The following is a 13,884-nucleotide window of genomic DNA, read 5'->3' as shown; positions in this document are numbered from 1 at the left end:
GCACCAAAGGTAACTGTTTGTGTTGCTTCATTCCATGTCCATGGGACGGTCCCAAAAGTTCCTTTTCCATCACCCACCCGAACTTGACACTCTGCTGTTTTCTGTCCCTCTTCTGAAACGGCTTTAACAGTGACGTTCCCAGCTTTTTTAGCTTTTATAACGCCAGTATCAGAAACACTAACAATAGAATCATCGGAGCTTTTCCAGATAATTTGAGGATTTGTTGCATTTTCTGGTAAGATAGTTGCATTTAATAACGTTTCTTCTCCTACGTTCAATGTTACATCTGTCGGGTCAAGTTGGATATTTTCTACTGCTATTTTTTTCTCTTTAGTATACACGTTTAACCATATATTAAACGGAGAACTGAATACTTTTCCTCCTGACACATCTCTCCAGTGCATTTCATTCTTTATATCTTTCGTACTAATAAACGAACGTCCCTTTTCTAAATATGGTGTTTCATCTTTACCCGGTTCTTTAATCTTCTGCATTCGTACTTGAAAATAAGGAACGTCTTCTGGGTATATATATTTAATAATAATTGTATACTCTTGATTAGGGTCAATTTTTTGAGTCGGTACTTTTATCGTTTCAACTCCTTCAAACTCTTTGACACCTTCACCAATTTTTGTCATATCTTTGTATCCAGAAATCATCTCATCATGTTTTATATTCCTATTCAAATAATATATCTCGTAGTTGATATTATTTTGGACTGTGTACAATGAAACTGCTGTCAGCTCTTCTTCACTTTTTCCAGTTTGAAATACATTACCATAAAATAACTCTTTAGTCTTCATAGTATAATTTGAGAGATAATTTTGAAATCCATTCACATACTTATGATTAAAATCATATTCTTTTTTCTCTGTGTCTACAGCTGAGTTAACAGAGCTCTGCATATAGACATCTTCATAGCTAATGTAAAAATATCCCTCATCATGTTCATATTTCCCCCAAGAATTTTTCACCTTAAAAGCACCATTATTTTGCGGTTTTTTTCTGAAATTTTCTTTCGAATAGTTATCCTCCCAACCAACAATCACAATGGCATGATTCGATGTTGCCCACTCTCCATTATGATTCGGAACTAATCCTTGTTTAATGTCTTCAATCGGTACATAAGTAGCATTAGTTTGTTGATTATAGTAATTATCATTATGAGAGTAACTGGTATCGTAATGGAACGTTACTGCTCCATGTTTATAGATCATTGATTTTATATCATTTACTTTTTTCTTACGCTCTTCCTCAGTCCCTTTAGTATAGCTTACACCAGGGATTACCACTATTTTGTCTGCATACATTGGAATTTGTTGATTTTTTATCGTTAAAAAGTCTTGACTTGACATGGGATTTATCTGAGATGAGTAAGAAGGTGTACGTAATACATCCTCTGTCACTCCCATATTGTCCAGTGAGGCTTGTTCTATTAGTATCTCTGAATTTCCACCACCATTTAATGGTCTATTATCTGCGTGTGGATTAATTTCGTCCGTAAAAGCATTATTTGCAAAATAATAATTAAAATAGTTTGGAGAAATAGCGTAATCAACCCCAAATTCTTTTTTCATTGAAATTGCTAGTACATCTGTTCCTGAATAGGCCCAACATATTCCAACATCGCCTTGATTCCGCACAGGCGTCCCAAAACCTCCATCCATAAAATCAAATTTTTCTGGCAGAGCTTGTCTTTTTAGTAGTTGTTGTTTTGACTGTAGATCAGGAGTTGGCACCTCCACTTGTAGTCCAGTTTCCGGATCTACTGGAAAGTATTCTACTTTCTTCGCTTCGTCAGCATGCACTATATTTGGAAATAACAACGCCAAACCAACACTTAAACCCCATAATATTTTTTTCATTTCTATCTCCTTTTTTAAATTTCTATTTCGTATCGCAAAAAAATACATAAAATATTTTTCATTGCATTTTCCATAACAATATAAAAAACGCTCTGGCATTAACTTATCTTGCGTGTACTACAATTACAAACAAAAAATTCAAACCAACAATTTAATATATATTTATTTTACATTTTTCGCGATACAATATTCATTTTACCACAAACATATAATCAATATATATTTATTTATTTTATTTTGTATAATAAACGATGGTGCATTATTCTACTTATTATTAGTTTATTTTTCTATTTTTTCTGCAACCCTTATATGATAAAATAGAGGATAAATAACTTTAATACTTTATTGTATTGAAAGGAAGAATATCAAATGATTACAATGGATAATATTATCCGCGAAGGAAACCCAACACTTAGAGCAGTGGCAAAAGAAGTAACTGTGCCACTAGCTGATGAAGATATCACATTAGGTACAGAAATGATGGAGTTCTTGCATAATAGCCAAGACCCAGTTAAAGCTGAAGAATTAGGACTACGCGGCGGTGTTGGTTTAGCGGCACCACAATTAGATATTTCTAAACGCATCATTGCAGTTCATGTACCCAGCGGTGATTTGGAAAATCCAGAACCGACATTAAGTGCGGTGATGTATAATCCTAAAATTTTAAGCCATTCCGTTCAAGATGCTTGTCTTGGCGAAGGCGAAGGGTGTTTATCGGTTGACCGTGAAGTGCCTGGTTATGTGGTACGCCATAATAAAATCACACTTTCTTACGTGGACGCAGCGGGTGTTAAACAAAAGATCCGTTTAAAAAATTATGAAGCAATCGTGGTTCAACATGAAATCGATCATTTAAATGGTGTGATGTTTTATGATCATATCAATGCAGAAAACCCATATGCGTTGCAAGATGGCGTTTTGGTAATTGAATAACTAAAAAGTGATCTGTACAAACTCAAATAGTTTTGCACAGATCACTTTTTTTATCCTTAAATCGCCTTTAATTCCTTCAATACTTTCCAAATACCATCATTATCATTGGTATCGGTCACGATTTTGGCTTCTTTTTGGATATGCGGCAAAGCATTCCCCATCGCAACACCGATCCCAGCTTCACGCAACATTTCACGATCATTTTCACCATCACCAAATGTAACGATATCTTCACGAGCAATCCCGACACGATCTGCTAAATTCAATAATGTAGCTGCTTTTGAACCATTTTTAGGTACAATATCTACACTTTCAGAGTGCCAACGGATAAAGCGGAATTTAGAAAATTCACGGTCAAACATACCATCAGCTGATTCATCATAAAAGGCCAATGCTTGATACACATCATTTTCTTTTTGGAAATTCACATCATACTCTGGCGCTTCAAAGTCGATTGATCCCATCGCTTCAGCCATTTGCGCACGACGGTGATGATTGTTTTTCTTCACGTCATCTAGCCCGACATAGGCTAAACCAATTTCTCTTTTTTCTACTTCTGTGGCAAAGCGATGTAATTCATTTTCATCCAATAAATTTTGAAAATATTGTTCATGATCCAAAAATGCTGCCGCTCCATTACAAAGAACATAATTGGAAAAATCTAAATCTAAAATAATATCTTGCGCCATAAATCGGCTGCGACCTGTTGCAATTGTTACAAGATGTCCTTGTTGTCTTAATATCTTTAATGCTTCTCGTGTGCTTTCCAACGGCTGTCTGTCGGTTCCTAGCAATGTTCCATCAATATCAAATGCAAAAAGTTTTCTTCTCATGGCGTAATAACTCGCTCGCTTTCTATGGTTTTGGCAAATATTTACTGCCTTCTCTAACAGCTAATGGGCTTAACTCGGTCGTCTCGAACAAGGTTTGAACCCATAAAGGATCCGTTTTGCTGTATTGACGCAAGGACCAGCCGATTGCTTTTTGAATAAAGAACTCATCTGTAGTTTTATCATAAATAATGGCTTTTTTCAATAACACAGTGTTTGTTTTTTCTTTATATAACAGTTGCAAATTGATTGCGATACGTCTATGCCAAAAATCTTCTTCACCAAAAAAGGCTTCAAATAACTGAGGCATTGCGTCTAAATTCTGGAAACACCAAAGACCAAAAAACTTACGCCAAGAATCAACGCTATCCCACCAAGCTTTATCGATCACAAAAGGTTTGAAGCGCAGCACTTCTTCAAAAGAGAAGCGTTTTACATTAACTGTTGCCAAATCGATTGCTAAATATTGGTATTCTCGTTCAGACTTCTGATAGTAAAAACTGACTAAATCAAATAATTCTGTAAAGGGCATTTTTTTACTGACTTTCAAAAGTTCCTTCTCTACTATAGCTCGCTCTGGCGCTGAAACACCTGCAAAAGGAAATAAATGTTTCATGTACGCTGCCATTTGCTCCGCTTTTTCTTTATTTTTAGGAAAAACGACTGTATCCATTTCATTGCTCCTTTTTCTTCTTTCCTTTATTTTACTTCAATAAACGATAGACAGCAAAAAAAGCTGGAACGAAAATACTTTCCGTTCCAGCCTCTAAATTGTTTAATCTACATAAGTCGTATCTGCATTATTCAGCCAAGCATAACCCAAGCCCATTACTAAACCACCGCCGATAAAGTTACCGATCAAAGCAAAGAATAGATTGTGTGCTACGCTGCCGACTGTCATTGCTGCCATTGTTCCGTGAGAAGCGAAATACGCTAAACTAAACGCAGGGAAGTTGGCGATAACGTGTTCGTAGCCTAAGAAAGCAAAGATAAAGATGATGAAAATGATAGCCGCAACTTTACCAGCATCATCTTTCATACGCATACTTACTAACACAGCAGTATTTACTACGATATTAGCAAACATTCCTTCAACTAAAATTTGTGTCGTTGTTTTATCTAATTTACCAGCTATCGATGTAAAGAAGAAGCTATCCGCAGGTAAATCCTGGAAAGGAACAGTCAAGGAAATCAAGTAGCCAAACAGAACGCCACCGACTAAATTAAAGAAAATACATGCAAATAAAATTTTTGCCGCAAAAGAGAAATTGATCTTTTTACGGTAAACTCCAACTGTCATATAAAGCATATTCGATGTGCCAAGTTCCGCATTCATATACAGAATCATAACAAGTGACCAACTGAACATAAAGGCATATAGAATTTTGCCTAAGCCATGGACCATTCCTTCACCTTTGATTGCAATCGCAAAGGCAACTGCCGTTCCTAATGTTAAAAACATACAAGCCAGCATTGCACGAAAAGCGTAACGCATAAAACTACTTTGGAATAAGTTCATTTTTTTACTGATTGATTTGTCGATCTGCTCAAATAATGGCGATACAGGTTTCATTGTGTTTCTCCTTTTCAATTTGTTTTCATCTAATATTTTCAAAAAACATCCTTTACCATTCTAAAGACCATCTCAGGTTTTGTCTAGTGCTTTTTCAGACAAAGTATCACTTTTTTTCATAGGATAACAAATTTAGGCTAAAAAATCCAAACAAATCGAGTAATAAGACAATAAAAATCCACCTGAAGTAGGATGATTTTATTTTAGCTAATGGTAAAATAGTAATATTAACACTCGTTTATTCCAAGGAAGGAGTTGTATGTGAATGAAAGTGAAAACATTTTTGTTGGTGGTAGCTAATGCTATAAAAAAAATCTTGGTATTATCTTTGGATAAGGGGGTAGGATATTATGTATAGATCCGCTCAAAATAATCAACCGCAACAACTAAATCAAAAAATCATTTCGCATTACCGTTCTTTAAAAAGAAGAAACGAGATTTTTACGGTCATTTTATTATGGCTCTTTCTATCTTGTGGTTTTCTTTTTAGTTTATTCTTTATAACAGATAATCATTATCCTGAAAAAATAGCTTCTTATGATCAACAATTAGTCTCTCTTAAACAGGAACGAGCAGACATCGAGGCAGGAAAAGTAACAGAAACGAAAAAATCGTTTGATACAATTTTACAAGAAAATCTAGATAATTTAAAAGAGTATCCCAAACAGGAAAACAATTACTCTGTCGTTATAGACGGAACAGATAGTAATCTAGTAATCAATAAAAATAATATATTTGTCTCAGATAACGCCAATATGCTAGATTCTACAGTAAAGAAAAAAATCTATGATTTAAACAAACAATTGGCTGCAAGTACCAATGGTGCCCAATTAGAAGTCGTAACAGTCAGTAATTTGCCTAGTGGTGAAGACATTGAATCTTATGCCAATAAAATTTTTAACCAGCTAGGGATCGGTAATAAAGATGAAAACAACGGTGTTTTATATTTGATTGCTTTGGATGACCGAGAGTTTCGTTTAGAAGTAGGCTATGGATTGGAAGGCTTGATTCCTGATGGCGTAGCAGACAATATTATCAATGATGATGCGATTGTTGATGAATTCAAAGAAGAAAATTACGCCACTGCTGTAAATCGGGTAGTGGATCAAGTTTTTGCGTTAATGAATACAAAAACAGCTTTGGTAGATTCTAAAATCAATCAGGTTGAAGCGCAAAAAAACTCAGCTAGATTTGCCCATGGGAGTCTATTCGTCTTGTTAGTAACTATAATAATAGTTAGTTTATTCCTTATTATTAGATTGATACGTGCACGACGGGCTTTAAAAGTAAACTACAATGAGTATCAAGAACAAATGACCGTTTATACTAATGAATTTGATCAAAATGAGACTGAATTGCTTCTTGAAAAAATAAAGCAAACCGATTTTTACTATATTATGCTCAGCGGAACTTTCTTAATCTCATCAAGAAGAAGCCTACGTCGGGCAATCACAAGAGGAAGATTTTTAAAAAATCCAACGGCTCAGCAAAAAGCGTTTGGTCGTATTTTAATCGGAGATACTCTTTATTCAGGTAACGGAGACATTCTAACTACGGCTTATCTAGCTTCTAACTACAATTCTAGTAATTGGTCAGATAATGATTCTTCTGGAGGTGGAAGCGGTGGCTCTTCTTGGGGCTCCTTTGGTGGAGGGTCTTCCGGTGGTGGCGGCGCATCCGGCGGCTGGTAGTTTCTCAGGGATAACTCAATAAAAAGCTTGAGTTATCCCTGATTTTGCGCTATACTAGTCTTTGTGTAAAATAATGCAGCAGAAAAATAATAGGCTCGTCAACATTTCATTGCCTTGATTGCTTAGGCTTTCAGGTTCAACTGCGTAACCCACGGCTGCAAAGGGCGAAGGTTGAAGAATGAACTGAACGAATATGAATTTTTCAGAAGATTATTTTACTCCAAAAAACTTATTTTATTGGAGGAATTTTTAATGTCACGTTATACAGGACCATCATGGAAAATCTCTCGTCGTCTAGGTATCTCTCTATCAGGAACTGGTAAAGAACTAGCACGTCGCCCATACAAACCAGGACAACACGGACCAAACAGCCGTGGTAAAGTTTCTGAGTACGGTATGCAATTAACTGAAAAACAAAAATTACGTCATATGTACGGTATGAACGAACGTCAATTCGTTAACTTGTTTATTAAAGCAAGCAAGATCAAAGAAGGTAAACACGGTGTTAACTTCATGATCTTACTAGAACAACGTTTAGATAACGTCGTTTACCGTTTAGGCCTTGCAACTACTCGTCGTCAAGCACGTCAATTAGTAAACCACGGTCACGTTACTGTAGATGGCAAACGCGTAGATATCCCTTCATACCACGTTGAAGTGGGTCAAGTGATTTCTGTTCGTGAAAAATCTCAAAATATCGTAACTCTAAAAGAAGCTGTTGAAGCAACTGTTGGACGTCCAGCATTCGTAAGCTTTGACACTGAAAAATTAGAAGGTAGTTTCACTCGTTTACCAGAACGTGATGAATTATACCCTGATATCGACGAAGCTCTTGTCGTTGAATACTACAACCAAAAACTTTAAGATTCGATTAGGTTGGGAGAAAAGCGCCCAGCTCCGAGAAATAAGAAGGAGTTGCGTTTCTTCCACCGTTCATCTAATCTTTACAAACCTTGCTCACTTTGTTGGGCAAGGTTTTTTTGTACAAAAAAACAAAGATGCTGATAATTACCTGCATCTTTGTCCCTACTATTATTTTTGTTTTTCTAACACACCGTCTTTCATCACGAATACTTCATCACAAAAATCGATCAAACGTTGATCGTGAGTGACCATGATTGTCGCTTTATTTTTTTCTTTTGTTTCTCTCGCTAAAATCTTCACAACTTCAAAAGCTCGATCCGAATCCAAACTTGCTGTAGGTTCATCTGCTAAGATAATCGATGGATCATTATACAAAGCTCGAGCAATTGCTACCCGCTGACGTTCTCCTCCAGAAATTTCATCAGGATATTTTTTCTTTAACTTCTCAATTCCTAGCTCTGTTAATAACTTGTTGACTTTATCCACATCCGTCTTTTCTTTTTTTACCTTATCCACTAAGCGTAATTGCTTTTCCACAGTTAAAAAAGGAACTAAATTTGATGCTTGTAAAATAAAGCCAATTTCAGAAAAGCGGATTTTAGAGCGTGTTTTTTCATTTTCTTGGCTAAATGCTTCATTATTTATTTTAACTTCCCCAGTAGTCGGTGTTTGTAAGCCACCTGCCAGCGTCAAGAAGGTACTCTTTCCTGAACCACTGGGACCGATCACTGCAACAAATTGACCTTTTTCCACAGAAAAATCTGTGGATTTCAACGCTTCAATTGTCGTATCTCCATCTAAAAACTGTTTATCCACAGCTAAAAATTCAATTGCCTTCATTTTAAACTAGCCCCTTTCTATCCAATTGCCTTCAACGGATCAATTTTAACGATTGTCCGAACCGAGAACAACGCACCTAATACCGCAATTACTAACATTATGCCCCCGATTGATAAGAAAAATAACCAATTCGTTTGAAATGGAACAGCGGTTGGCAACACAAGAGCAGTTCCCACTGTACCAAGCAAACCAAAAGTTATCCCCAAAACAGCCAAGACAAACGTTTGAACAATTACAGAGACTGCGATATAAAAACCAGAAATTCCTTGCGCTTTCATGATTCCAAAAATCGTTGCTTTTTGCATGGTCAAGACATAGATGAAAATGCCTATTACAATCGCTGCAATTACGATCAAAAAGCCGATCATAAAGCCAAATGTCAATACTTGAGCGCTATATCCTGGCAATTCATTGATGAATTTTGTGATACTATAACGAGTTAATCCATCCTCTTTCAAATGAACGTTTTTTAGCTCTCCGTCTTTTGCACGAAAAACAATCGCATTCACACGAGCATTTTCTGAGATATCCACTTTTTCAAAGCGAATTTGCTGAAAAGCAGCTGTGGATACATACAATACTGGTGCAACATTAAATTTAGCATTGTCTGTAAAACCAACGACTTTAAGCTTTTTATCACTACCAGCTAATTTTATTGTATCTCCAAGTTTGATGTCATTTTCTTTTTTTAAACTGTTATCCACAACTGTTTCATTTTCATTTGTGAATGCTTTTCCTTCAATGATATTTGGCATTAAAAATTCATCTTTATTAATACCAAAAAAGCTAGCATTGATTTTTTCAGTCTTCTTTTTGTCTAATTGGATCACAGCCGCTGTTTGACCTAATGTTGCTTTTTCTTTTGCATCGACTTCATCCATTGCCTTAATTGGAATCATCGACATATTGATATTGGTATTCGATTCATCGGACAACACGATACCATCCGCCTGCCATTTATCCACAGCAGTGCGATTATCTTCAGCCAAACCATACGCTAAGCCTGTTAAAAAGAAAACTAAATAAGAAATCAAAAACATCACACTAATAATCAGTGCATAGCGCAATTTTGAGCGGGTTATTTCATTCCATGCTAAAAACATATTCCATCCTCCTCCTTATCAATCGATAAGTTCCATAAAAAGTATAGCAAAATTTAGAACTGACAACAAAATATCTGCTTCAATCATTCTCTAAAAAAATCCCCAAATTCGTCTATATTTCTTCTTATTTCTCAAAATTATTCTGATATACTAAAAGAAACAATAAGTTAAAAGGAGTTTATTTATGAAAAAAAAACACGGTACGCTTTATACGGTAATGCAGTTTTCAATGATTTTGTTGTTTGCACTTTTTTTAAGAACATTTGTTTTAACACCTGTGGAAGTTATTGGCATTTCAATGGAACCAACTTATCATGAGTCTGATCGTCTATGGCAGACGTCTTTAGTTAGTCCAAAACGGTTTGATGTCGCTACATTTCCTAGTCCACGAGATGGAAAACGAATTGTGAAGCGCGTTGTTGGCTTACCTGGTGATACGATTCGGATGGAAAATGATCAGTTGTATATCAATGATAAAAAATATGACGAACCTTATTTAGATGAATTTAAAGCAGCATTAACAGATGGTCTGCCTTTAACTGACGATTTTACTTTGGAAAATAGTGCAACAGGCCCTGCCACTGTTGTTCCTGAAGGGAAATACTTCGTGTTGGGAGATAACCGTCGCAAGACAGATGATAGTCGTTTATTTGGTTTTGTGGATAAAGAAGATATTGTCGGTGTGGTTTATTTCCGATATTATCCGTTGAATAAGATTGGCGTGCAGTGAAAAAATAGGTAGTCGACTTTAAAAATACAGTCGACTACCTATTTTTACTGTTTTTCCGCTGCAAGTTTATACAGCGGAATTAATTCTTCATACGTCTTCAACATATAGTCACGCGCTTTTTCAGGATCATTCAACAAAACATCCGTTTTTCTAATGATCCGTCCGATTTGAAACTCGCCCTTTTTCACATCACGAAAACGTGTCAGATGTTTCTCTAAATCGGCTTCATTCAACCGTTCGATCTCATGCTGTGTGTGATCGATCGACAGGTAAAAATCATCATCTAGTTGCTCAAATAATGCTTGATTGTCTAAAAAAGCTTGAGCAATTTCCTTTTCATTTTTGGGATTATCGATCAGTGATAACCACATGAAAAGATAGTCCGGCCAAATTCCTAATTGAAAATGAGCTTCCATTTTATAGCCGCGTTTTTTCTGGCTTAATGCTGACCATGTATTTTCTGGTGGATAAACCGTTCTACGGCGATGTTGGGCAATATGCACAAAAAACTCCGTTTCTAGTTGCTCCCCTAATTTCTCAGCAAAATAATCATCTAATTCTTGAAATTTTGGTTGGATCGTCGAACGAATACCAGCCATTCTTGGTTCTAATCCTGCTATTGTAAAAACCTCAAAATCTTTTTCAGTAAACATTAACATGTATTCTATTCTCCTCTGAGCAGTTCTGTAGTTTAATTATGCCGATTTTGCCATTCCTCTAAAGTGATGCCGCGAATAATATCTGTAACGACTTTTCCTTTCCACATTCGAGCATTCGGGATATTCCCTTCGATCTTCATACCGATTTTCTCCATCACACGACCTGACTTAGGATTATCGATATCGTGGGTTGCAAAAATCCGCATCAATTGTAGCTCTTCAAAGCCTAAACGAAGCAATTCATGCGCCGCTTCTGGTACATAGCCTTGCCCCCAAGATGACTTGTTTAGAGAATAGCCGATTTCAGCAATATTGTGCTGATCGACCACACGTAAATCGATCGTTCCGATAAATTTACCCGTTGCTTTTAACTCGATACCATATTTTCCAAGTGGCGCTGCCATGAAATAGTTTGCAATGCTTTCTTTCGTGTCTTTAAAAGACTGATGGATTGGGAAAACATAGGTGACGGTTTCTTCATCAGATGCATATTCGTGCATATCATTCGCGTCACTTAACGTTACAGGACGCAGCTTTAAACGTTCGGTTTCTAAATATTGGTTCTCTGCAAAAATCAAATTACGATTGATGACAATTTCCATAAGTCCACCTACTTTTCATACTACTTTACCGAAAGAATTGCTCTGAGGCAAGGGGGAAAATGAAAAAATAAGAAATCTAAAATTAGTTACTGACTGCTTCTTTGATAAAGGCACTGACTTCTGTTTGTTTCCCTTCACTAAGCAGTTGAACAATTTTGCTACCTACAATCACGCCAGCGCAGCTTTTTCTGAAACGATCAACGTGTTCCTTAGAAGAAACACCAAATCCTGCAAGAACGGGCTTATCACTGACTTGTTGAATATAAGCTAAATGTTCATCCAACGTTTCTTGATACTTTCGCCCGATTCCTGTTACACCATTAACAGCCACTGCGTATATGAACCCCTCTCCCGCTGCCGTTAATTCTATGATTCGTTCCCTAGGTGTTGTCAACGCAATCAGTGGAATCAAGGAAATATCACTTTCTTTTAATAATGGTGTTAATAAGGTTTGATGCTCATAAGGCAAATCTGGAATGATCAACCCTAAAACATTGGTTTTTGCTAAGTCTCGAATAAATTCTTCTAAGCCATAGCTAAAAATTGGATTGAAATACGTCATGATTACTAAAGGCGTTGGGGTTTCGATATGTTTTAACTGTTGGATTATTTTTCTTAGCGTGACATTATTTTCTAATGCTCTTAGGCCAGCCGCTTGAATGACAGGACCATCTGCCACTGGATCTGAAAATGGAATCCCTAATTCAATAGCGCTGGCTCCTGCTTCTGTTAATAATCGAATTTCATCGGCTAACTGATCTAAGCCTTGGGCACCAGCCATAATATAAGGCACGAAAATCGTTTCATTGTCTTGTTGTTTTTGCTTTAGTTGTCTCGTTAATGATTTCATTACGCATCCTCCTGTTCAAATAACTCTTTGATTTGCTGGACATCTTTATCTCCGCGCCCTGAAAGACAAACGATGATTTGCTTATCTGATCCAAGTTCTTTTGCGACTTTTAGCGCATGACTAATAGCATGGGCACTTTCTAAAGCTGGTATGATCCCTTCTGTTTGGCATAAAATTTTAAACGCATCCAACGCTTCTTGGTCGGTCACTGACTCATAGCTTGCTCTTTGTATTTCGTTTAAATGACAGTGTTCCGGTCCAAGTCCTGGATAATCTAAGCCAGCTGAAATCGAAAAAGCTTCTAAAATTTGCCCATCATCATCTTGAAGCAGCTTCATCATTGCGCCATGAAGGACACCCGTCCTCCCTTTATTGATCGATGCGGCATGAGCTTCTGTGTCTAATCCTAAACCAGCTGCCTCAACACCAATCAGTGCAACATTATCATTGATGAACGGATAGAAAATCCCCATCGCATTACTACCGCCGCCGACACACGCAATAACTGCATCTGGTAATTTATTTTCCACTTCTAAAAACTGACGCCTAGCCTCGATTCCGATAATACTTTGATAATCTCGCACAATTTCAGGAAACGGATGCGGCCCTAAGACAGAGCCCATTACATAATGCGTATCTTCAACATTTGCAACCCAAAAACGCAGTGCTTCGTTAACGGCATCTTTTAGCGTTTTACTACCAGAAGTCACACTTTCAACTTTCGCCCCTAACAATTCCATCCGAAAAACATTCAGTGACTGGCGAGCCACATCGACTGCTCCCATAAAAATCGTACATTCCATTCCGAATAAAGCCGCAACTGTAGCGGTTGCCACACCATGTTGTCCCGCTCCTGTTTCAGCGACGACTTTTTTCTTCCCCATTTTTTTTGCTAATAAAATTTGTCCGATCGTGTTATTGATTTTATGAGCACCAGTGTGATTCAAATCTTCTCTTTTTAAATAAATCTTAGCACCACCTGCATAGTCTGTTAAACGTTCCGCAAAGTACAATGGATTTTCTCGTCCTACGTATTGTTTTAAATAGTAATTCAGCTCACTTTGAAATGCTTCATCTGTCTTTGATGCTGCATAAACATCCTCTAATTCCTTAACCGCATACATCAATGTCTCAGGAACAAATTGACCACCGAAATCTCCATAAAATCCTTCAGTTGGTTGATTATACATAATTTTCCTCCTTGTAATAAAAGCTGAATGAGCCGCTTAGTATCGACGAAAAATAGGAAAACATGAAAGTGGTGCTTTTTACCACATTCATGTTTTATCTTTTTTCCGAGATACTGGCTCATGAAGCTAGATAATAATAAAAGCTGAATGGGCT

Annotated in this window: 14 protein-coding genes; 4 read left to right on the top strand and 10 right to left on the bottom strand. The window is 36.8% G+C overall.

What is annotated here, in order from left to right; genetic code table 11:
- The coding region (locus RV15_RS18040; RefSeq protein ID WP_071879377.1) for an Ig-like domain-containing protein at positions 1-1,865 on the bottom strand (1,865 nt) is incomplete at its 3' end.
- A 369-nt stretch (positions 1,866-2,234) separates the two neighbouring features.
- Between RV15_RS18040 and def the strand changes: the two genes are divergently transcribed.
- The gene (gene def, locus RV15_RS18035) at positions 2,235-2,798 is read left to right on the top strand and encodes a peptide deformylase (RefSeq protein WP_071879376.1); all 564 of its coding nucleotides are present in this window, start codon (positions 2,235-2,237) and stop codon (positions 2,796-2,798) included.
- A 56-nt stretch (positions 2,799-2,854) separates the two neighbouring features.
- Here def and RV15_RS18030 read toward each other — a convergent pair whose 3' ends face one another.
- The 3 genes from RV15_RS18030 to RV15_RS18020 form a co-directional block, all read right to left on the bottom strand.
- Positions 2,855-3,631: a Cof-type HAD-IIB family hydrolase gene (locus RV15_RS18030; RefSeq protein WP_071879375.1), complete on the bottom strand. Its 777-nt coding sequence runs from the start codon at positions 3,629-3,631 to the stop codon at positions 2,855-2,857.
- 22 nt (positions 3,632-3,653) lie between these two features.
- Entirely contained in the window at positions 3,654-4,301 is a 648-nt protein-coding gene (locus RV15_RS18025) for a DNA alkylation repair protein (protein WP_071879374.1), read from the bottom strand.
- A 102-nt stretch (positions 4,302-4,403) separates the two neighbouring features.
- The gene (locus RV15_RS18020; RefSeq protein ID WP_071879373.1) at positions 4,404-5,201 is read right to left on the bottom strand and encodes a formate/nitrite transporter family protein; all 798 of its coding nucleotides are present in this window, start codon (positions 5,199-5,201) and stop codon (positions 4,404-4,406) included.
- Between the two features lie 350 nt (positions 5,202-5,551).
- On the opposite strand from RV15_RS18020, the gene RV15_RS18015 reads away from it, so the two are divergent.
- Together RV15_RS18015 and rpsD are read left to right on the top strand one after the other, a co-directional pair.
- Positions 5,552-6,892 carry a TPM domain-containing protein gene (locus tag RV15_RS18015; RefSeq protein ID WP_071879372.1) on the top strand — a complete coding sequence of 447 codons (1,341 nt, stop codon included), beginning with the start codon at positions 5,552-5,554 and terminating at the stop codon, positions 6,890-6,892.
- Positions 6,893-7,144: 252 nt separating this feature from the next.
- Positions 7,145-7,756, top strand: a complete 612-nt coding sequence (gene rpsD / locus RV15_RS18010; RefSeq protein WP_071879371.1) for a 30S ribosomal protein S4 — start codon at positions 7,145-7,147, stop codon at positions 7,754-7,756.
- Between the two features lie 168 nt (positions 7,757-7,924).
- On the opposite strand, the gene RV15_RS18005 is transcribed toward rpsD, so the two are convergent.
- Positions 7,925-8,596 carry an ABC transporter ATP-binding protein gene (locus tag RV15_RS18005; protein WP_071879370.1) on the bottom strand — a complete coding sequence of 224 codons (672 nt, stop codon included), beginning with the start codon at positions 8,594-8,596 and terminating at the stop codon, positions 7,925-7,927.
- A gap of 17 nt (positions 8,597-8,613) precedes the next feature.
- The gene (locus RV15_RS18000; protein ID WP_071879369.1) at positions 8,614-9,699 is read right to left on the bottom strand and encodes an ABC transporter permease; all 1,086 of its coding nucleotides are present in this window, start codon (positions 9,697-9,699) and stop codon (positions 8,614-8,616) included.
- Positions 9,700-9,883: 184 nt separating this feature from the next.
- Between RV15_RS18000 and lepB the strand changes: the two genes are divergently transcribed.
- Positions 9,884-10,429: a signal peptidase I gene (lepB, locus tag RV15_RS17995; protein ID WP_071879368.1), complete on the top strand. Its 546-nt coding sequence runs from the start codon at positions 9,884-9,886 to the stop codon at positions 10,427-10,429.
- Between the two features lie 44 nt (positions 10,430-10,473).
- Here lepB and RV15_RS17990 read toward each other — a convergent pair whose 3' ends face one another.
- The 4 genes from RV15_RS17990 to trpB form a co-directional block, all read right to left on the bottom strand.
- Entirely contained in the window at positions 10,474-11,088 is a 615-nt protein-coding gene (locus RV15_RS17990; RefSeq protein WP_071879367.1) for a DUF1054 domain-containing protein, read from the bottom strand.
- A 32-nt stretch (positions 11,089-11,120) separates the two neighbouring features.
- Complete coding sequence (locus RV15_RS17985) at positions 11,121-11,690, bottom strand: GNAT family N-acetyltransferase (protein ID WP_071879366.1); 570 nt, start codon at positions 11,688-11,690, stop codon at positions 11,121-11,123.
- A gap of 82 nt (positions 11,691-11,772) precedes the next feature.
- The gene (gene trpA / locus RV15_RS17980; protein WP_071879365.1) at positions 11,773-12,540 is read right to left on the bottom strand and encodes a tryptophan synthase subunit alpha; all 768 of its coding nucleotides are present in this window, start codon (positions 12,538-12,540) and stop codon (positions 11,773-11,775) included.
- Positions 12,540-13,730 carry a tryptophan synthase subunit beta gene (gene trpB / locus RV15_RS17975; RefSeq protein ID WP_071879364.1) on the bottom strand — a complete coding sequence of 397 codons (1,191 nt, stop codon included), beginning with the start codon at positions 13,728-13,730 and terminating at the stop codon, positions 12,540-12,542. The genes trpA and trpB overlap by 1 nt, the downstream gene beginning before the upstream one ends.
- Positions 13,731-13,884 lie beyond the last annotated feature (154 nt).

Source organism: Enterococcus silesiacus (assembly GCF_001886225.1).
GTDB lineage: Bacteria > Bacillota > Bacilli > Lactobacillales > Enterococcaceae > Enterococcus_L > Enterococcus_L silesiacus.
Note: the sequence above shows the minus strand (reverse complement) of the source record. Positions and strands in the feature narration are given on the sequence as shown.